The organism is Pseudomonas sp. P106(2024) (genome assembly GCF_057480815.1).
In genome coordinates this window covers 119,051-139,516 of sequence record NZ_JBLIYU010000009.1, presented here as the reverse complement: position 1 = coordinate 139,516, position 20,466 = coordinate 119,051, and the positions used below count along the sequence as shown (strand labels likewise).

The 20,466-nt window shown below is 64.6% G+C and carries 16 protein-coding genes; 11 read left to right on the top strand and 5 right to left on the bottom strand.

Going from position 1 to position 20,466, the window contains the following annotated elements; genetic code table 11:
* The first annotated feature begins 31 nt into the window (after positions 1-31).
* The gene (locus tag AC25M7_RS16375; RefSeq protein ID WP_028692747.1) at positions 32-835 is read left to right on the top strand and encodes an MOSC domain-containing protein; all 804 of its coding nucleotides are present in this window, start codon (positions 32-34) and stop codon (positions 833-835) included.
* Between the two features lie 61 nt (positions 836-896).
* On the opposite strand, the gene AC25M7_RS16370 is transcribed toward AC25M7_RS16375, so the two are convergent.
* Complete coding sequence (locus tag AC25M7_RS16370) at positions 897-2,825, bottom strand: transglycosylase SLT domain-containing protein (RefSeq protein WP_028692746.1); 1,929 nt, start codon at positions 2,823-2,825, stop codon at positions 897-899.
* A 207-nt stretch (positions 2,826-3,032) separates the two neighbouring features.
* Between AC25M7_RS16370 and AC25M7_RS16365 the strand changes: the two genes are divergently transcribed.
* Positions 3,033-4,964: an ATP-binding cassette domain-containing protein gene (locus tag AC25M7_RS16365; RefSeq protein ID WP_028692745.1), complete on the top strand. Its 1,932-nt coding sequence runs from the start codon at positions 3,033-3,035 to the stop codon at positions 4,962-4,964.
* A gap of 81 nt (positions 4,965-5,045) precedes the next feature.
* On the opposite strand, the gene AC25M7_RS16360 is transcribed toward AC25M7_RS16365, so the two are convergent.
* Entirely contained in the window at positions 5,046-5,489 is a 444-nt protein-coding gene (locus AC25M7_RS16360; protein ID WP_028692744.1) for a universal stress protein, read from the bottom strand.
* Positions 5,490-5,599: 110 nt separating this feature from the next.
* Between AC25M7_RS16360 and AC25M7_RS16355 the strand changes: the two genes are divergently transcribed.
* The 7 genes from AC25M7_RS16355 (at position 5,600) to AC25M7_RS16325 (ending at position 13,821) form a co-directional block, all read left to right on the top strand.
* Positions 5,600-6,037, top strand: coding sequence for a hypothetical protein (locus AC25M7_RS16355; protein WP_028692743.1), 438 nt, complete (start codon positions 5,600-5,602; stop codon positions 6,035-6,037).
* A gap of 473 nt (positions 6,038-6,510) precedes the next feature.
* Positions 6,511-8,658, top strand: coding sequence for a fatty acid oxidation complex subunit alpha FadB (gene fadB / locus AC25M7_RS16350; RefSeq protein WP_207851605.1), 2,148 nt, complete (start codon positions 6,511-6,513; stop codon positions 8,656-8,658).
* Positions 8,659-8,689: 31 nt separating this feature from the next.
* Positions 8,690-9,865, top strand: coding sequence for an acetyl-CoA C-acyltransferase FadA (gene fadA, locus AC25M7_RS16345; RefSeq protein WP_028692741.1), 1,176 nt, complete (start codon positions 8,690-8,692; stop codon positions 9,863-9,865).
* A 78-nt stretch (positions 9,866-9,943) separates the two neighbouring features.
* Positions 9,944-10,195, top strand: coding sequence for a DUF1653 domain-containing protein (locus AC25M7_RS16340; protein WP_028692740.1), 252 nt, complete (start codon positions 9,944-9,946; stop codon positions 10,193-10,195).
* Positions 10,196-10,295: 100 nt separating this feature from the next.
* A complete protein-coding gene (gene topA, locus AC25M7_RS16335) occupies positions 10,296-12,905 on the top strand; it encodes a type I DNA topoisomerase (RefSeq protein WP_182322730.1) in 2,610 nt (869 codons plus the stop codon).
* 109 nt (positions 12,906-13,014) lie between these two features.
* On the top strand, positions 13,015-13,536 hold the full coding sequence (locus AC25M7_RS16330; protein ID WP_207851603.1) for a DUF6586 family protein: 522 nt from the start codon (positions 13,015-13,017) through the stop codon (positions 13,534-13,536).
* A 51-nt stretch (positions 13,537-13,587) separates the two neighbouring features.
* Positions 13,588-13,821: a hypothetical protein gene (locus tag AC25M7_RS16325; RefSeq protein WP_023630868.1), complete on the top strand. Its 234-nt coding sequence runs from the start codon at positions 13,588-13,590 to the stop codon at positions 13,819-13,821.
* Between the two features lie 51 nt (positions 13,822-13,872).
* On the opposite strand, the gene sulA is transcribed toward AC25M7_RS16325, so the two are convergent.
* A complete protein-coding gene (sulA, locus tag AC25M7_RS16320; protein WP_062359586.1) occupies positions 13,873-14,349 on the bottom strand; it encodes an SOS-induced cell division inhibitor SulA in 477 nt (158 codons plus the stop codon).
* 13 nt (positions 14,350-14,362) lie between these two features.
* Positions 14,363-14,971, bottom strand: a complete 609-nt coding sequence (gene lexA, locus AC25M7_RS16315; RefSeq protein ID WP_028692736.1) for a transcriptional repressor LexA — start codon at positions 14,969-14,971, stop codon at positions 14,363-14,365.
* Between the two features lie 219 nt (positions 14,972-15,190).
* Here lexA and AC25M7_RS16310 point away from each other — a divergent pair, with 219 nt between their 5' ends.
* Positions 15,191-15,895: a TetR/AcrR family transcriptional regulator gene (locus AC25M7_RS16310; RefSeq protein WP_028692735.1), complete on the top strand. Its 705-nt coding sequence runs from the start codon at positions 15,191-15,193 to the stop codon at positions 15,893-15,895.
* Between the two features lie 194 nt (positions 15,896-16,089).
* Positions 16,090-17,088 (top strand): beta-N-acetylhexosaminidase, encoded by a 999-nt coding sequence (gene nagZ, locus AC25M7_RS16305; RefSeq protein WP_175406179.1) that lies wholly within the window; start codon positions 16,090-16,092, stop codon positions 17,086-17,088.
* A 66-nt stretch (positions 17,089-17,154) separates the two neighbouring features.
* On the opposite strand, the gene AC25M7_RS16300 is transcribed toward nagZ, so the two are convergent.
* Positions 17,155-20,466 carry a DEAD/DEAH box helicase gene (locus AC25M7_RS16300; RefSeq protein ID WP_486971276.1) on the bottom strand — a complete coding sequence of 1,104 codons (3,312 nt, stop codon included), beginning with the start codon at positions 20,464-20,466 and terminating at the stop codon, positions 17,155-17,157.

Genomic DNA, 20,466 nt, shown 5'->3' with positions numbered 1-20,466 from the left:
TGGTTTTTAAATGGCAACCAGGTGAGCAGGGATGTTTCTGAGTGCGTTGTATCGATACCCGGTAAAATCGGGGCGGGCCCAAGGCCTGCAAGCGTCCGCGGTCGGCAATCTGGGCCTGGACGGTGACCGCCGCTGGTTGGTGGTGGAGGAGGAGAATGGCCGCTTCCTGACCCAGCGGGCCTGGCCCCGGTTGGGGCAGGTCGGCGCCGATTACGGCGAGCAGGGCCAGTTGCTGCTGCAGGCACCGGGACAGGCACCCTTGGAGGTGCCCGTGCCGCCGGCCGACGAGGCCCTGCGCGGCGTCACCATCTGGCGGGACACCTTGCGCGTACCCGATGCCGGCGATGCGGCTGCAGCCTGGCTCAGCGACCTGCTGGGCAAGGCGGTAAGGCTGGTGTACTGCCCCGAACAGCGGGCCCGCTACCTGCCCAGCGGCTACGGCCTGAACAGTGACCGGGCAGCGTTTCCCGATGGTTTTCCGTTGCTGCTGATCGGTCAGGCCTCACTGGATGAGCTGAGCCAGCGGGTGGGGCGCCCCATGGAGATGCTGCGTTTTCGCCCGAACCTGGTGGTCGAGGGGGCCGAGGCCTTCGCCGAGGACCGCTGGAAGCGTATCCGTATCGGTGACATGACCTTTCGCGTGCTCAAGCCGAGCGTGCGCTGCATCCTCACCACCCTTGATCCCGTCACGGGCGAGCGCAGCCCGGACCGCGAGCCGTTGACCACGCTCAAGACGTTTCGCGAGAAGGAAGGGGATGTGCTGTTTGGCCAGAACCTGGCGGTGGATGGCGAGGGGCAGCTGCAGGTGGGAATGGACGTCCAGGTCCTCGATTAGTGCCATCGCGAGGCAAGTCACATCGGTGCGCCGATGCGACTTGCCTCGCGAAAGGGTTCGATCACATATCGTCGAAATACCGTTCATGCCAATCCACCAGCGGTTGCGGTGAATTGAGCTTCTGCCCATAGATGACCGAATACGACAGCACGTTCTGCACGTACTGGCGCGTCTCGTCGAACGGAATCGACTCGACCCACACATCGAAGCTCAAGTGCTTGGCGCCCTTGAGCCACTGGCGTACGCGTCCGGGGCCGGCGTTGTAGGCGGCCGAGGCCAGCACGCGGTTGCCGTTGAACTGGCTGTGCACCTGGCTCAGGTAGGCGGCGCCGAGCTGGATGTTCTTGTCCGGGTTGAATACCTGGGCCGGCGAGGCCAGCGGGATGCTGAACTTGCGCGCGGTTTCCTTGGCCGTGCCTGGCATCAGCTGCATCAGGCCGCTGGCGCCGACGCTGGAGCGGGCGTCTTCCATGAAGGCGCTTTCCTGGCGGGTAATGGCGAACACCCAGCTTGAATGCAGGCCGCGGACCTTGGCTTCGCGCACCAAGGTGTCGCGATGGGCCATGGGGAAGCGGATGTCCAGGTCGTCCCAATACTGGGCCTGGCTGATGGTGCGAATGGCCGGGAAGTACCAGCGCATGTCGTAGGCCAGGCGGGCCTGGGCGACCATCTCGTCACGGTTGAAGTGACGGCTGACGTGGTACCACTCGCGCCGGCCCTCGACGATCTGGCCGCGGGCATGGAACTCCAGGGCGCGACGCACACCCGGGGTGTTGCGGACCTTGTTGATCACCGCCTGGCTGAGTGCCAGCGGCTTGTTGTTCAACTGGTAAGGCGTCTGCGCCCGGTCGGCGGCGAGGAAACCGTAGAAATCGCGCTCGCGGGCGACGGTCTTGTACAGCAGCGGAATCTGCGGGTTGTTCGGCTGTGCCAGTTCCAGGCTGCGTGCCTGCCAGTACTTCCAGCGGTTGCTGCTGGCCAGGTCCTGGGGCAGGCGCCTGGTCAGCTCGTAGGCGTCCTCCCAGCGGCCCAGGCGCAGCAGCAGACGCAGGCGCCATTCGCTGACGGTGTTGTCACGCAGCTCGGGGTCGTAGCGGGTCATCAGGTCGAGGGCGCGCGGGTCGTAGCGCCGGGCCAGGGTCAGGCCGATCTCGCGGGCGATGGCGACCTTCTCGTCACGGGAGAAGTGCATGCGCTGGGCGTAGTCGTCGAGCAGCGCCATGGCCTGCTCGGGGTCCTGACGGGCCAAGCGGCGCAGGCCGAGGCTGACCACGTCGGACATGGCTTCGTTGACCGGGGTGAAGCGCGATGGCTGGTTGAGCAACTCCGGCTTTTGCGCCACGTCGATCAGTAGCTTGCCCTGGGGGGCGAGGGTGGTGAGGGTCTTGACCAGGCTGTTGGCCAGGCCATAGTTGCGCGCCTGGGCCGCCAGCTTGGCGCGCTGCCAGCGCTTGGCCTCGGTCAGTTGGCCTTCGGCGGCCCACATGGCGAACAGGGTGTCGCAGGCGGTGGGCTGCGACTTGCCGACGTTCCACAGCTTGTCGGCGGTGGCGAAACCTTCGGCGCGCAGGCCGTGGGAGAGCTGGTACTGGCCGTTGAGGCAATCCAGCTCGGTGAAGTTGAGCTTGGGGTCGTAGTATCGGGTAAAGGTGTTCCACTCGCCGCGTTCAGCCAGCCAGCGCAGCCAGCGCAGTTTCATCCAGTTGGCCTGGGGCAGGTCGCCGTGGGCCTTGAGGAAGCCCTCGATCTCCTCGTTGCTGGCGCTCTTCAGGCGGGCGGTCAGCTCGTCATAGGTGAGGTAGGGTGTCAGCGGATAATCGCGCAGCGCCTGCGCGTAACGCAGGTAAGGACCCTTGTCGCCCTTGGCCAGGGCGCGCTTGGCCTCGTCGTAGTACTGACGCTGCTGGGTGATGTCGACGGCCTGTGCGGCGCTCGCGGCGGTGGCGGTGAGCAGCAGGCAGGAAGCAATTTGTAACAGGCGGCTGCGCATGATACGTCCGGGCAGTAGAACCATGGAAAGTGACGGCGGAGCCAGCACTGTTGGGTATTAGTGTCTAGCTTAGCCGTTTGCCGGTGGCGGGTGAAAGCACTGTGCTTGTATCGAGTTGTTATCCGACGCCCTGCTGCCGGCGATGGGCTTTTGATGCCGTGAAGGGGCAAGTCAGGTAGAATGCGCGCCCGGTTTTTGGAGATGATCATGACCCTGCTCAAATTCAGCGATGTGTCCCTCGCGTTCGGCGCCATGCCGCTGTTGGACAAAGTGTCCTGGCAGATCGCCCGTGGCGAGCGGGTGTGCATCATCGGCCGCAACGGCACGGGCAAGTCGAGCATGCTGCGCCTGGTCAAGGGTGAGCAGAAGCCCGACGACGGCGATATCTGGCGCGCGCCGGGGCTGAAGATCGGCGAGCTGCCGCAGGAACTGCCGGTGGCCGACGAGCGCAGCGTGTTCGACGTGGTGGCCGCAGGCCTGGATGGCGTGGGCGAGCTGCTGGCCGAGTACCACCACCTGAGCCAGAACATCCACGGCGATGACGACCTGGAAAAGCTCATGCACGTCCAGCATGAGCTGGAGGCCCGCGACGGCTGGCGCCTGCAGCAAGTGGTGGAAAGCACCCTGAGCCGCCTGCAGCTACCGGCCGACAAGACCCTGGCCGAGCTCTCCGGCGGCTGGCGCCGTCGCGTGCTGCTGGCCCAGGCACTGGTGTCCGAGCCCGACCTGTTGCTGCTCGATGAGCCGACCAACCACCTGGATATCGGCGCCATTGCCTGGCTGGAAGAGGCCCTGAGCGGCTTCAACGGCGCGGTGCTCTTCATCACCCACGACCGCTCCTTCCTGCAGAACCTGGCTACACGCATCCTCGAGCTGGACCGTGGCGGGCTGATCGACTGGAACGGCGACTACGCCAGCTTCCTGGTGCACAAGGAGGCTGAGCTGGCCGCCGAGGCCACTGCCAACGCGCTGTTCGACAAGCGCCTGGCTCAGGAAGAGGTGTGGATTCGCCAGGGCATCAAGGCCCGGCGTACCCGTAACGAAGGCCGCGTACGCGCGCTCAAGGCGCTGCGCGTGGAGCGCAGCGAGCGCCGTGAGCGCCAGGGCAAGGCCAATATCCAGATCGAAGTGGCTGACAAGTCAGGCAAGCAAGTGATGGTGCTGGAAGATGTCAGCTTCGCCCACAAGGATGGCCCGAAACTGGTCAAGGACTTCTCCATGGTACTGCAGCGCCAGGACCGCATCGGCCTGCTCGGCGCCAACGGTACCGGCAAGACCACGCTGCTCAAGCTGATGCTCGGTGACCTGGAGCCGACGTCTGGCAAGGTCGAACGCGGCACCAAGCTGGAAGTGGCCTACTTCGACCAGATGCGCCATCAGCTGGACCTGGAAAAGACTGTCATCGACAACCTGGCCGAAGGCCGCGACTTCATCGAGATCGATGGCCAGAACCGCCACGTGCTGAGCTACCTCGGCGACTTCCTGTTCAGTCCGCAGCGTGCGCGCACGCCGGTCAAGGCGTTGTCCGGCGGCGAGCGCGCGCGCCTGCTGTTGGCCAAGCTGTTCAGCAAGCCGGCCAACCTGCTGGTGCTGGACGAACCGACCAACGACCTCGACGTCGAGACCCTGGAGCTGCTCGAGGAAGTGCTGTCCAACTACAAGGGCACGGTGCTGATGGTCAGCCACGACAGGGCCTTCCTCGACAACGTGGTGACCAGCACCCTGGTGTTCGAGGGTGAGGGCCGTGTGCGCGAGTACGTCGGTGGCTACGAGGACTGGATCCGCCAGGGTGGTTCGCCGAAACTGCTGGGCGTGACCGAGAGCAAGGGCGGCAAGTCCGAGCTCAACAGCGCGGTGGTAGCCAAGACGGTGGAAGAGCAGGCACCTGCCGCTGCCGTCGCGCCTGCTGCCGATGCCAGCAAGAAGAAGCTCAGCTACAAGCTGCAGCGCGAGCTGGAGGCGCTGCCAGGGCAGATCGATGCGCTGGAACAGCAGATGGCCGAGGTACAGGAAGAGGTCAATGCCTCGAACTTCTACCAGCGTCCTATCGATGAAACCACCGCAGTGCTGGCCAAGCTGGAGAAGCTGCAGGGCGAGCTGGACGTGCTGGTGGAGCGCTGGGCCGAGCTGGAAGGCTGAACGCATCGCGGGGCAAGCCCGCTCCCACGCAGCCCCGTCTGGCGAGCTGTGTGGGAGCGGGCCTGCCCCGCGATTACAGGCTTACTCGGCCTTCTTCTGCAACCGCACCGCCAGTACGTCGCACGGCGCGCCGTGCAGCACGTCATTGGCGGTGGAGCCCAGCAGCAGCGCCAGGCCATGGCGACCATGGCTGCCCACCACGATCAGGTCGCAGTGTTGATCCTTGGCCAACTGGTGGATTTCCTGTCGCGGCTGGCCGTAGACCAGGTGGGAATCGCCACGATTGATGTCCGGATACTTGTTGTACAGACGGTCCATGCGCTCCTTGGCCTGGTCGAACTGTTGCTGCTGCAACTGCGAAAGGTCCATTGGCACGTCGCCGCCGAAGGCCATGGCCATGGGTTCGACGATATGCACCAGGGATACCTTGGCGCCGCTGGCCAGGGCGATGGCTTTGGCCCGCTTGATCACCGGGTCGCATTCTTCGGTCAGGTCGACGGCGACCAGAAGATGTTCGTAGGACATGTGCAGTACTCCTGACAATCGCGATAGTAGAAGTATGGTCGCTTTCGGGCCGGGCGTGCGTGAAACCTGGATAACCCGCTCATTTGCAACGCTTTATAAGGTCTACAGATATGACGGTATGGCTAGTGGTGTCAATCCTTGCGCTGATGCTCAGCCCGCTGGCCTGGCTGCGTCAGTCGCGCAAGCAGAGCGAACAGATGAACCTGCGCCTGGAGGGGCGGCGCATGGGGCTGGCCATGCAGCTGGCACCGCAGCAGTGGCCGCACTGGCTGGAAAAGGAACCGCCCAGCCCCTGTCCGCAATACCACCGGGCGCGGCGCAAGGGCCGCGAGGACTGCTGGTGCTACTGGCAGATCAGTCCGGGCGTGTGGTGGAACCAGTGGCGCGAACCCTGCGAGGAGCCGCGTCTGGCCGAGGTCTTCGCTCGTCTGCCGGCAACCGTTTACAAGGTCGAGGCCGACCGGCGCATGATCGCCCTGTACTGGAGCGAGCGGGGCGATAAATCTGTTTTGCAGGATATTGCCCAGGCCCTCGATACCCTCGCCTAACCTGATCAACGCAAAACGGCGCGCAGGAGCAACCATGCTCTTGCGCGCCGTTTTGCGTTCTGCAGTGCAGAAAAGGGCCAGGCAGGCCGGAAACACTTTCATGCAGGCCCAGTGTAGCCATCGTTGGCGAATGCGTTTAGAAAAAAGCGCCGTTCGCCGTCGGTGATGGTCTATCGCTGACATGAATGGTCGGCGATCACTGTCATCATGTTTCGTACCCGGTGGGTAGAAGATGACTGGAAAGTCGCGTTTTCACGGTGTTCGCGAGCATTTGACAACGCCGTTCATTTCGGAGAATGTGTGCACACCCAAGTCAAACGGGCGTATGAATTGAGCGTTTGTATGTCAGACGGCTCTTACAGAATCCCGATTAGCGCGTCGACGGGTGTGCCTGGAGCGAGTGACCGGTAGACCGGCTCTTGCGCCAGCGTTCGACGTGTACTGTTCAGCTTCCATATCGTGGAGATCAGTTGATGATTTACGAAGGTAAAGCCATCACGGTTAAGGCTCTTGAAAGCGGCATCGTCGAACTGAAGTTCGACCTCAAGGGTGAGTCCGTCAACAAGTTCAACCGTCTCACTCTGAACGAGCTGCGTCAGGCCGTGGACGTGATCAAGGGCGATGCCTCGATCAAGGGCGTGATCGTCAGCAGCGGCAAGGACGTGTTCATCGTCGGCGCCGACATCACCGAATTCGTCGACAACTTCAAGCTGCCCGAGGCCGAACTGGTCGCCGGCAACCTGGAAGCCAACCGCATTTTCAATGACTTCGAAGACCTGCAGGTGCCGACCGTCGTCGCCATCAACGGCATTGCCCTGGGTGGCGGCCTGGAGATGTGCCTGGCCGCCGACTACCGGGTCATGTCCAGCAGCGCCAAGATCGGCCTGCCGGAAGTCAAGCTGGGCATCTACCCAGGCTTCGGCGGCACCGTGCGTCTGCCGCGCCTGATCGGCTCGGACAATGCCATCGAGTGGATCGCCTCGGGCAAGGAAAACCGTGCCGAGGACGCCCTGAAGGTCGGCGCCGTCGACGCCGTGGTGGCGCCCGAGCTGCTGCAGGCCGGTGCCCTGGACCTGATCAAGCGCGCCATCAGCGGCGAGCTGGACCACAAGGCCAAGCGCCAGCCCAAGCTGGAAAAACTCAAGCTCAATGCCATCGAGCAGATGATGGCGTTCGAGACCGCCAAGGGCTTCGTCGCCGGCCAGGCCGGCCCGAACTACCCGGCGCCGGTCGAGGCCATCAAGACCATCCAGAAGGCTGCCAACTTCGGCCGTGACAAGGCCCTGGAAGTCGAAGCCGCCGGCTTCGCCAAGCTGGCCAAGACTTCGGTCGCCGAGAGCCTGATCGGCCTGTTCCTGAACGACCAGGAGCTCAAGCGCAAGGCCAAGGCCCATGACGAGATCGCCCACGACGTGAAGCAGGCCGCCGTGCTCGGCGCTGGCATCATGGGTGGCGGCATCGCCTACCAGTCGGCGGTCAAGGGCACGCCGATCCTGATGAAGGACATCCGCGAGGAAGCCATCCAGCTGGGCCTGAACGAGGCCTCCAAGCTGCTCGGCAAGCGCGTCGAGAAGGGGCGCCTGACCCCGGCGAAGATGGCCGAGGCACTCAACGCCATTCGTCCGACCTTGTCCTACGGCGATTTCGCTAACGTCGACATCGTCGTCGAGGCCGTGGTCGAGAACCCGAAGGTCAAGCAAGCGGTACTGGCTGAAGTGGAAGGCCAGGTGAAGGAAGATGCCATCCTGGCCTCCAACACCTCGACCATCTCCATCAACCTGCTGGCCAAGGCGCTCAAGCGCCCGGAAAACTTCGTCGGCATGCACTTCTTCAACCCGGTGCACATGATGCCGCTGGTCGAAGTCATCCGCGGCGAGAAGTCCAGTGAAGTCGCGGTCGCGACTACCGTGGCCTACGCCAAGAAGATGGGCAAGAACCCGATCGTGGTCAACGACTGCCCGGGCTTCCTGGTCAACCGCGTGCTGTTCCCGTACTTCGGCGGCTTCGCCAAGCTGGTCAGCGCCGGCGTCGACTTCGTGCGCATCGACAAGGTCATGGAAAAGTTCGGCTGGCCGATGGGCCCGGCCTACCTGATGGACGTGGTCGGCATCGACACCGGCCACCACGGCCGCGATGTGATGGCCGAAGGCTTCCCGGACCGCATGAAGGACGATCGTCGCTCCGCCGTCGACGCCCTCTACGAGGCCAACCGCCTGGGTCAGAAGAACGGCAAGGGCTTCTACGCCTACGAGACCGACAAGCGCGGCAAACCGAAGAAAGTCGCCGACGCCAGCGTGCTCGACGTGCTCAAGCCAGTGATCTTCGAGCAGCGTGAAGTCAGCGACGAGGACATCATCAACTGGATGATGGTGCCACTGTGCCTGGAAACCGTGCGCTGCCTGGAAGACGGCATCGTCGAAACCGCCGCCGAAGCCGACATGGGCCTGGTCTACGGTATCGGTTTCCCTCCCTTCCGCGGTGGCGCGCTGCGCTACATCGATTCGATCGGGGTCGCCGAGTTCGTCGCACTGGCCGACAAGTACGCCGACCTGGGGCCGCTGTACCACTCCACTGCGAAGCTGCGCGAAATGGCCAAGAACGGCCAGCGCTTCTTCAACTGAGCGCCCAACGAGCTAGAGCGAGAATATTGATATGAGCCTGAATCCAAGAGACGTGGTGATTGTCGACTTCGGTCGCACGCCGATGGGCCGTTCCAAGGGTGGCATGCACCGCAACACCCGCGCCGAGGACATGTCCGCGCACCTGATCAGCAAGCTGCTGGAGCGCAACGACAAGGTCGATCCGAAGGAAGTCGAGGACGTGATCTGGGGCTGCGTCAACCAGACCCTGGAGCAGGGCTGGAACATCGCCCGCATGGCGTCGCTGATGACCCAGATCCCGCACACCTCCGCCGCCCAGACCGTCAGCCGCCTGTGCGGATCGTCGATGAGCGCGCTGCACACCGCCGCACAGGCGATCATGACCGGTAACGGTGATGTGTTCGTGGTCGGTGGCGTCGAGCACATGGGCCACGTCAGCATGATGCACGGCGTCGACCCCAACCCGCACATGTCCTTGCACGCCGCCAAGGCTTCCGGGATGATGGGCTTGACCGCCGAGATGCTCGGCAAGATGCACGGCATCACCCGTGAGCAACAGGATCTGTTCGGCCTGCGTTCGCACCAGCTCGCCCACAAGGCGACGGTCGAGGGCAAGTTCAAGGACGAGATCATCCCGATGCAGGGTTACGACGAGAACGGCTTCCTGAAGGTCTTCGACTACGACGAGACCATTCGCCCGGAAACCACCCTCGAAGGCCTGGCGTCGCTCAAGCCTGCGTTCAACCCCAAAGGTGGCACCGTCACCGCGGGTACCTCCTCGCAGATCACCGACGGCGCCTCGTGCATGATCGTCATGTCCGGCCAGCGCGCCATGGACCTGGGGATCCAGCCACTGGCGGTGATTCGCTCGATGGCGGTGGCCGGTGTCGACCCTGCGATCATGGGCTACGGCCCGGTCCCGGCGACGCAGAAAGCCCTCAAGCGTGCTGGCCTGTCCATCGCCGACATCGACTTCTTCGAGCTCAACGAAGCCTTCGCCGCACAGGCCCTGCCGGTGCTGAAGGACCTGAAAGTGCTCGACAAGATGGATGAGAAGGTTAACCTGCACGGCGGCGCCATCGCTCTGGGCCACCCGTTCGGTTGCTCCGGTGCGCGGATCTCCGGCACCCTGCTCAACGTCATGAAGCAAAATGGCGGTACCCTGGGCGTCGCCACCATGTGTGTCGGCCTGGGCCAAGGCATCACCACTGTCTTCGAACGCGTCTGATCGCGTTGCGGGACAGCAGCCGGGGCCATGTGCCCCGGCTTTTGTTTTTTACAGGATTTGTTCAAGAGGGCGAGTGACATGCAGATACAACCTGGTGTGTACCGGCATTACAAAGGCCCTGAATACCGCGTGTTCAGTGCGGCGCGGCATTCCGAAAGCGAAGAATGGATGGTCTTCTACCAGTGCCTGTATGGTGACTACAGCTACTGGGTCAGGCCACTTTCGATGTTCCAGGAGTCCGTCGAGGTTGACGGCGAACAGGTGCCACGCTTTGCTTTGGTCAAGGCCGAAGAGGGGCTGGGCGAGCGGCTTGGCAAGGCGCACGAGTGATCGACCACGCTTGACCTCACTCTTTTGCCACTATATATAGCGGTGCCGCGTCCGGCACCTGACGCGTTTTTCATCTTCAGATTCAGGAATACTCCGATCCATGGGCAAATCGCTGGTCATTGTGGAATCCCCGGCCAAGGCCAAGACCATCAACAAGTACCTGGGCAGCCAGTACGTGGTGAAGTCGAGTATCGGCCACATCCGTGACCTTCCCACCAGCGGTTCCGCCAGTGCGAGCAAGGAACCGGCGGCCAAGCGCGGCAAGACCGCGGCCCAGGCCCCGGCCTTGTCGCCGAAGGAGAAGGCGCGCCGCACCCTGGTCGCGCGCATGGGCGTCGACCCGGAAGCGGGCTGGAAGGCCAAGTACGAGATCCTTCCCGGCAAGGAGAAGGTGATCGAGGAACTGCGCCGCCTGGCCAAGGATGCCGACACCATCTATCTCGCAACCGACTTGGATCGCGAGGGGGAAGCCATTGCCTGGCACCTGCGCGAAGCCATCGGCGGCGACGACAGCCGCTACAAGCGCGTGGTGTTCAACGAGATCACCAAAAAGGCTATCCAGGAAGCCTTCTCCCAGCCGGGCGAGCTCGATATCGACCGGGTCAACGCCCAGCAGGCGCGGCGCTTCCTCGACCGCGTGGTCGGCTACATGGTCTCGCCGCTGCTGTGGGCCAAGATCGCCCGCGGCCTCTCCGCAGGTCGTGTGCAGTCGGTGGCGGTAAAGTTGGTGGTCGAGCGTGAGCGCGAGATCCGCGCGTTCAATCCGGAAGAGTACTGGGAAGTCCACGCCGACCTGGGCACCGCCAAGAACGCCAAGGTGCGTTTCGAGGTGGCTCGCGAGAAGGGCGAAGCTTTCAAGCCGCTCAACGAAGCCCAGGCCATGGCCGCGCTGGAGAAGCTCAAGGCCTCCAGCTACAGTGTGAGCAAGCGCGAGGACCGGCCGACCAGCAGCAAGCCTTCGGCGCCGTTCATCACCTCCACCCTGCAGCAGGCCGCGAGCAACCGCCTGGGCTTCGGGGTGAAGAAGACCATGATGATGGCCCAGCGTCTGTACGAAGCCGGCTACATCACCTACATGCGTACCGACTCGACCAACCTGTCGACCGACGCGGTCGAGATGGCGCGCAGCTACATCGAGAAAGAATTCGGCAAGCAGTACCTGCCCGCCGCGCCGATCGTCTACGGAAGCAAGGAAGGCGCCCAGGAGGCGCACGAGGCGATTCGTCCGTCGGATGTGAACACCCATCCGACCAAGCTCAGCGGCATGGAGCGTGACGCCGAGCGCCTGTACGAGCTGATCTGGCGCCAGTTCCTGGCCTGCCAGATGCCGCCGGCGCAATACCTGTCCACCAGCGTCACCGTGGTGGCCGGCGAGTTCGAGCTGCGTGCCAAGGGCCGCATCCTCAAGTTCGACGGTTACACCCGCGTCCTGCCGCAGCAGAGCAAGCCGGGCGAGGACGACGTGCTGCCGGAAATGGCCCAGGGCGAGGCGCTCAAGCTGATCCAGCTCGATCCCAGCCAGCATTTCACCAAGCCACCGGCGCGCTTCACCGAAGCGAGCCTGGTCAAGGAAATGGAAAAGCGCGGCATCGGCCGACCGTCGACCTACGCGGCGATCATCTCGACTATCCAGGACCGTGGCTACGTTACCCTGCACAACCGTCGGTTCTACTCCGAGAAAATGGGCGACATCGTCACCGAGCGCCTGTCCGAGAGCTTCGCCAACCTGATGGACTACGGCTTCACCGCAGGCATGGAAGAGAACCTCGACGACGTGGCCCAGGGCGAGCGTGACTGGAAGAACGTCCTTGACGAGTTCTATGGCGACTTCAGCAAGAAGCTGCAGACTGCCGAGTCCACCGAGCACGGCATGCGGGCCAACCAGCCAACCCTGACCAACATCGCCTGCAAGGAATGCGGCCGGCCGATGATGATCCGTACCGCCTCCACCGGTGTGTTCCTTGGCTGCTCGGGTTACAGCCTGCCGCCGAAGGAGCGCTGCAAGGCCACGGTCAACCTGGTGCCGGGCGACGAGATCGCCGCCGACGACGAGGGCGAGTCCGAGTCGCTGGTGCTGCGCGGCAAGCACCGTTGCCCGATCTGCTCCACTGCGATGGACGCCTACCTGCTCGACGAGAAGCGCAAGCTGCACATCTGTGGCAACAACCCGGACTGCGCTGGCTACGAGATCGAGGAGGGCAGCTACCGCATCAAGGGCTACGAAGGCCCGAGCCTGGAGTGCGACAAGTGCGGCAGTGAGATGCAGCTCAAGACCGGCCGGTTCGGCAAGTTCTTCGGCTGCACCAACCCTACCTGCAAGAACACCCGCAAGTTGCTCAAGAGCGGCGAGGCAGCGCCGCCGAAGATGGACAAGGTGGACATGCCGGAGCTCAAGTGCGAGAAGGTCGACGACACCTACGTGCTGCGCGACGGCGCTTCGGGGCTGTTCCTGGCCGCCAGCCAGTTCCCGAAGAACCGCGAGACCCGTGCGCCGCTGGTGTTGGAGATCGTTCCGCACAAGCACGAGATCGATCCGAAGTACCACTTCCTCTGCGAAGCGCCGCAGAAGGACCCGGATGGGCGCCCGGCGGTGATTCGCTACAGCCGCAAGACCAAGGAGCAGTACGTGCAGTCCGAGGTCGACGGCAAGCCGACCGGCTGGAAGGCGTTCTACGACGGCAAGGCGTGGAAGGTCGAAGACAAGCGCTGATCTAAGTTGTGACTGGGGCCGCGAAGCGGCCCCAGTCATTTGATGACAAGCAAAGCGCAATCCCTGAAACTGCAGGCAATCGTCTTGCAGCCTTCAGGAGTCAGCCGAAATGGCCCAGGAACTCTACACCCGCACCAACCAGAAACTGTTCTTCGCCGGCCTCGCCCTGGAATCCATGTCCAAGGCCGTCGACAGCCAGGCCATGAACGCCCAGGGCCTGCTCCAGGCCGAGCGCGAATCGGCGCTGTTCCACCTGTATGGCGCACTGCTGGGGTTGTGCCACGAGATCGCCGGCTTCTACCGCTTGCCGCAGGCTTCAGCGCCACGGGCCGAGCTGCTGTTCAGTGACGAGGTGCTGCAGAGCGTGGCGATCCCGGAAATGGCCGAGCTGCTGGAGCTCGCCCGTCAACCGGAAACCTGGCTGGCGCGTCTGCTGGCCGCTTATGCCGATTTGTTCCGACCGCCGGTCGCGCAGAAACCCGTGAAGGGCGACGTCACCCAACCGCTGATCCAAGCCGTCAATCTGGACGCGCGCGAGCCAGCCGAGCTTTCCCGCGAGGAGCTCGAAGCCTGGCGGCAGAATCTGAAAAGCCTGGTGAGACGCTTCCGCGAAGCGCTGAGTGAGTGCTGACTGCCGCCATGGCTGGTACACTACTGGCCTTTCGTGAAAAGCAGGCCCTTTATGTCAACGTCCTTTCTAGAAATTGTCGAGTTGCCTGATGGCCGGATCGAGCTGCGCCGCGCCGAAGATGAAGGCTCCCTGGTGACCTTGGATTTCTCCGAGGATGCCAAGGCATTCCTGCAAGGACAGCATGTGGAAGTGGCCAAGGCCATGCTCAGCGTCGGCGTGCAGATGGCCGGTCGCCTCGTCGAGGGTGACTTCGAGCGTGAAGAGGGGCCACGCGTCCTTCACTGAGGCAGGTTACAGGCCCAGGGTTTCAAGCGTTTGACAGGCAAAGCCTGAACATCAGCCGAGGCGGATGTTCAGGCTTTGTGCGTTTCCGCTGGCGGCGGCGCGCTGGAGCTGTTGACGAGCATTGCTATTCAGGGTGCCTAGCCAGCTGACCACGGTGTGGCTGTGGCCCAGGCGCAAGGCTTCGCAGGCCAGTTGCAGGGCGGTCTGGTTGCCGCCGGGTTGTAGCAGCAGGATGCGTTCACGGTTCAGGCCGGCATCGCGCAGCCAGGCCTGGGTGAGGCTGCCGGGCGGGGCGATGAGCGTCAGCCAGCGGCTGTCGTCTTCTTCGCTGAGTTCGCGCAGGACCGGTGCCAGCAGACTCTGGCAATGCCCGGGTGCGCCGCGCAGGGTCAGTTCGCTGAACAGCTCGGGCTGGCTGCTCTTGCGCGGCGTCGGGGCGGGCTTGAGGCCAGGCAGCACCGGCTGGGCGAGAAAGGCTTCGAACAGCGGCAGCTGGGCTTGCTGGGGTGCATGGGTGAACGGCTGCATGGCGCCTCCTGGTTCAGCGGCGCAGGACGCCGACGCTCAAGCCCTCGATCACCAGCTCCTGTTCTTTCAGGTCGACTTCGATGGGGGCGAATTCGGGGTTTTCGGCGAGCAGCCAGACCTTGCTGCCTTCGCGCTTGAAGCGCTTGACGGTCACTTCGTCGCCGATGCGGGCCACCACCACCTGGCCGTTGCGGGCTTCGCGGGTGGTGTGCACGGCCAGCAGGTCGCCGTCGAAGATGCCGATGTCCTTCATGCTCATGCCGTGTACGCGCAACAGGTAGTCGGCGCGGGGATGGAAGAAGGCCGGGTTGATGTTGCAGGATTCCTCGATGTGCTGCTCGGCGAGGATTGGTGCGCCGGCGGCGACCCGGCCAATGATGGGCAGGCCGCTGTCGTCGCTTTTCGGCTCCAGGCCGGGAATGCGGATGCCGCGGGAGGCGCCGGGGGTCATCTCGATGGCGCCCTTGCGGGCCAGGGCCTTCAGGTGTTCCTCGGCGGCGTTGGGTGACTTGAAGCCCAGCTCCTGGGCGATCTCGGCGCGGGTCGGCGGGAAGCCGTTGTCTTCGAGGCAGCGCTTGATGAAGGCCAGAATCTCGGCTTGGCGTGGCGTCAGTTTCAGCATGGGCGAGGGCTCTGTCTTTTTATACAGTGACTGGGATTATATACAGTGGCTCGCAGCCTGCAACCCACCCGGACCAAGAAAGATCGGATGGCCGACGCATCTTGTCGCTTGCAGCCTGACTCTTGGCGCTTTTAAATGGCGACCGACCGGTCACCCAGCCTTGACATTGGCAGGTCTGAAACGTATGTTTCAAACAACTGTTTGTCAGGCGGAGTAGTCATGGCCCAATCGGAAACCGTTGAACGCATCCTCGATGCGGCGGAGCAGCTGTTCGCGGAGCGCGGGTTCGCGGAAACCTCATTGCGGCTGATCACCAGCAAGGCCGGGGTCAACCTGGCGGCGGTGAACTACCATTTCGGTTCGAAGAAAGCCCTGATCCAGGCGGTGTTCTCGCGCTTCCTGGGGCCGTTCTGCGCGAGCCTGGAGCGCGAGCTGGAGCGCCGCCAGGCGCGTCCCGAGCAGAAGGCCTCGCTCGAGGAGCTGCTGGAAATGCTGGTGGAGCAGGCTCTGGCCGTGCAGCCGCGCAGCAACAACGACCTGTCGATCTTCATGCGCCTGCTGGGCTTGGCCTTCAGCCAGAGCCAGGGTCATCTGCGACGTTACCTGGAAGACATGTACGGCAAGGTGTTCCGCCGCTACATGCTGCTGGTTAACGAGGCCGCGCCGCGTATTCCGCCGCTGGAGCTGTTCTGGCGCGTGCACTTCATGCTTGGCGCCGCGGCGTTCAGCATGTCGGGGATCAAGGCCCTGCGGGCCATCGCCGAGACCGATTTCGGCATCAACACCTCGATCGAGCAGGTCATGCGCCTGATGGTGCCGTTCCTGGCCGCCGGCATGCGCGCCGACAGCGGCGTTACCGACGAGGCCATGGCCACGGCGCAGTTGCGTCCGCGCAGCAAGTCCGCCGCCCCCGCCAAGGCCTGAGCACTGGGCGGGGCAGGGCGCTTGCGCTAAGCTAACGCCCATGCCAGACCTTGTCTCCCGCCGCATTTTCCGCCACCACGGCCGCTTCGCCACTGAACCATCGGGCAGTTCGTTGTCCGATGGTTGCGTGCGCCCGCGCCACGGCGAAGCGCCCCTGGACCTCCTCCCATGAAGGACTCCCTATGACTTCCAGCCTGCAAGGCTCCCTGATGGTGGATATCGCCGGTAAATGGCTGACCGCCGAAGACCGCCATCTGCTGCGCCAGCCCGAAGTGGCCGGCCTGATCATCTTTGCCCGCAACATCGACAGCCCGCGTCAGGTGCGCGAGCTGTGCGCGTCGATCCGCGCCATCCGCCCCGAACTGATCCTCGCCGTGGACCAGGAAGGCGGGCGGGTCCAGCGTCTGCGCCAGGGTTTCGTGCGCCTGCCGGCCATGCGCGCGATCGCCGACAACGCCAACGCCGAGTACCTGGCCGAGCAGTGCGGCTGGCTGATGGCCACCGAGGTGCTGGCGGTGGGCCTGGACCTGAGCTTCGCTCCGGTGCTGGACCTCGATCACCAGCGCAGCGCCGTGGTCGGCAGCCGCGCCTTCGAAGGCGATCCACAGCGTGCCACCGCGCTGGCTGGTGCGTTCATCCGCGGCATGAACGCCGCGGGCATGGCTGCCTGCGGCAAGCATTTCCCCGGCCACGGCTGGGCCGAGGCCGACTCCCATGTGGCGATCCCGGTCGACGAGCGCAGTCTGGAGCAGTTGCGCGCGGCCGACCTGGTGCCGTTCACCCGCCTGGGTGGCCAATTGGCGGCGGTGATGCCGGCCCACGTGATCTATCCGCAGGTCGACAATCAGCCGGCCGGCTTCTCCCGGCGCTGGCTGCAGGACATTCTGCGGGGCGAACTGGGCTTTGACGGGGTGATCTTCAGCGACGACCTGTCCATGGCCGGCGCCCATGTGGTGGGTGATGCCGCCAGTCGTATCGAGGCGGCCCTGAGCGCCGGCTGCGACATGGGCCTGGTGTGCAACGACCGAGCGGCGGCGGAGCTGGCGCTGAGCGCGGCGCAGCGGATGAAGGTCAAGCCGTCGCCGCGCATCGCGCGGATGCGCGGGCAGGGCTTTGCGCGTACCGATTACCGACAGCAGCCGCGTTGGCTGGAGGCGTTGGGGGCGTTGAAGGAAGCCCAGCTGGTCGATTAACCTCGCCGGCCTCATCGCGGGGCAGGCCCGTCCCCAAGAAGCCCTCAGGGCTCGTGGGGCGGGCTTTTACTTACTTCGTTTGCCTGGCAGCGGCGCGAACAGCGCCTCGATCTCGTCATCCCCCAGCCGCCATTGCCCGGCCTGCCCGCCATCGAGCAGCCCGGCCGCCAGCGCTGCCTTTTCCTGTTGCAACTGCTGGATCTTCTCCTCCACCGTCCCCCGGGTGATCAGCTTGAACACGAACACCGGCTTGTCCTGGCCAATACGGTAGGCACGGTCGGTGGCCTGGTTTTCGCTGGCCGGGTTCCACCACGGGTCGTAGTGGATCACGGTGTCGGCGGCGGTCAGGTTCAGTCCGGTGCCGCCGGCCTTGAGGCTGATCAGGAACACCTCGCTGTCGCCATTCTGGAACTGCTGTACTGGCGCGCGGCGGTCGCGGGTGTCGCCGGTCAGCAGGCTGTAGCGGATGCCACGCTTCTCCAGTTCGAACTCGATCAGCGCCAGCATCGAGGTGAACTGCGAGAACAGCAGTACCTTGCGCCCCTCGCTGAGCAGCTCCTCGAGCATTTCCAGCAGGCTGCCCAGCTTGCCTTTGTCGGCGAATGTGCCCTTGGCCTCGGTGCCCTTGACCAGGCGCAGGTCGCAGCACACCTGGCGCAGCTTGAGCAGCGCGTCGAGGATGACGATCTGGCTGCGGGCGGCGCCGTTGCGGGCGATTTCGTCGCGGACCTTCTTGTCCATCGCCACCCGTACCGCCTCATAGGTGTCGCGCTGGGCGTCGCTGAGCTCGACCCAGTGGATCATCTCGGTCTTGGCCGGCAGCTCGGTGGCCACCTGCTCCTTGGTACGGCGCAGCAGGAACGGGCGGATGCGGCTGGCCAGGTGGGCCATGCGCTCGGCGTCGCCGTGGCGCTCGATCGGGGTGCGGTAGTCCTGGGTGAAGCGTTTGCTGTCACCCAGCCAGCCGGGCATCAGGAAGTGGAAGATCGACCACAGTTCGCCGAGGTTGTTCTCCATCGGGGTGCCGGTCAGGCACAGCCGCTGACTGGCCTGCAGCTCACGCACCGCCTGGGCGGCCTTGCTGGTGCTGCTCTTGATGTTCTGCGCCTCGTCCAATACCAGCAGGTGCCAGGACTGGGTCTTGAGGTGTTCAAGATCGCGAGGGACGAGGGCGTAGGTGGTCAGTACCAGGTCGTAGTCGGCCAGGTTGGCGAAGTGCTTGCTGCGGCCGGGGCCGTGCAGGGCCAGGACGCGCAGGTCGGGGGCGAAGCGCCGGGCCTCGTCGAGCCAGTTGGGCACCAAGCTGGTGGGCATCACCGCCAGTGCCGGGTGGACCAGGCGCCCAGCTTCCTTCTCCAGCAGCAGGTGGGCCAGGGTCTGCAGGGTCTTGCCCAGGCCCATGTCGTCGCCAAGGATGCCGCCGGTGCCCATTTCGCGCAGGGCCTGCAGCCAGTTCAGGCCTTGCTGCTGGTAGGGGCGCAGGGTGGCGTTCAGGCCCTTGGGCGGCGTCACCTGCAGGTCGCGGGCGTCACGCAGGCGCCGGCCCAGGTCGCGGACATGGTTGCCGCCTTGCCATTGCAGTGGCAGGTGGTCGATGTCGTTCAGGCGCGCGGCGTCGGCGCGCTCCAGGCGCAGGCTCGGGCCGCTGGCGTCCTCATGCAGGTACAGCTCGCCCAGGGTGCCCATCACCGCCTTGATCCGCCCGTAGGGCAGGGCGACTCGCAGCGCCGGGCTGTCGTGGCGGGCGCGGTTGAGGTCGATCAGCAGGTGTTCATCGTCACTGCGCCGCGCCAGCTCGCTGGGGCGCAGCAGCTCGGGGCTGGCGCGCAGTAGCTGCAGGACTATTGGCAGCAGGCTGTGTCGCTGGCCGTCGACGACGATGCCCAGCTCCAGGTCGAACCATTCGTGGCCCGGCGCTTCGTCGATGGTGGCGTACCAGTCGTCGACCTCGTGCAGGTTGAAGGCGAAGTCGCGGTGCACGTCAATGGCCCAGCCGGCCTCGCGCAGGCGCGGCAGGCCTTCGCGGGCGAAGCGCAGCCAGGCTTCGTCGTCGGGCAGTTGGTACATTTCGCCGGCGCTGTCGGGCAGGGCCTTGCTCTGGCGGGTGGCGGGCTTGAAGCCCTGCTCGCGTAATGCCTTGCGCAGGGCCTGCTCGGCCTGGGGCTGGCGGCGGATGCGCTGGCTGGTGCTGCCCACCAGGCGGCTCAGCGGCTTGTCGTCGCCGCCGCTGGCGCGCAGGCCGTCGTAGTCGAACGCCAGCGCGGCGCGGTGCTGCATCTGCCGTTGCATGCGTCCGGTCTTGGGCGTGTAGGCGCTGAACTCGAGGCTGCCGAGGGTCAGGTGCGGGATCGGCTCGATGTTGTCGAGCTGTTCCTGTTGCACGGTAGTGGGCGTCGGCAGCTGATGATTGAGGGCGTTGAGCTTGTGGCTGAGGGGCACGATAAGGTGTTCCGGTACATCGGGAGCAAGGGACAGCTGCAGGGCGGTGTGCGGATCCAGGTCGTGGGAAACGGTGCCGACTTCCTGGGTGTCGATATCGAAGTAGTACAGCGGCACCAGCGGCAGCACGCAATCGAGCGGTACCTCGCCGTTGTACCACAGGCCGCGATAGTCGCCGTTGTCCAGGCGTACCCAGCGGAACGCTGCCTGGCGGGGCGCGCCCGGGATCAGCATGGGCAGGCCTTCGATGAACATCATGCGCCCGGTGTCCAGTGCCCGTTGCAGCAGCTCGCCGCCTTCGTGTCCCTTGAGTGGATAGCCGCGCTCATGGCCGTAGGGTGCAGTCTGCGCCGAGAGCTGGCGCAGGATGCGCAGGTCCTCGTCCTTGACGAACTTTGGCGGCTCGTAGAGCAGTTCGTACAGCGACTGGACGCGGCTGTAGCGAATGCCGTGCTCTTCGCGGGTGCCTTTGCGCACACGCAGCGCGCAACTCTGGTCGTCGTTGAGTATCAGCTGGTAGCAGACCATGCGGCCGCGCTTGTCTTGCGTGGTGTCTTGTCGCGGCGCAGGCGGCTCCAGCCCCTGCAGCCAGTGCTGCAGGTGATGGGGCAGCTGGTCGCCGTTGGCCGCGACCTGTCCGTAGCGGTTGGCCAGGGTATAGAGCGCGGCGGCGCAGTGCTTGCAGTTGGTGCCGACCGGACAGGAGCAGTCGCCGCGCACATGGCACTGCCCGGAGGGACCGGCAGTGATGATGATCCGCTGGCGGTAGACGTTGCCGCCGCTGCCGTGGCAGGTGGATTCGATGCGCGAGTTGCCGTGGGACTGGATCTGCACCAGGCCCTGTTCGGCGTACCGTTCGCCCCGTTGCAGGGTGGCTGCGGAAAAGTCGCGCTTCCAGCTCGGGTTCTCGGCTGCCAGCTTCTGCACATCGGCGTTCAC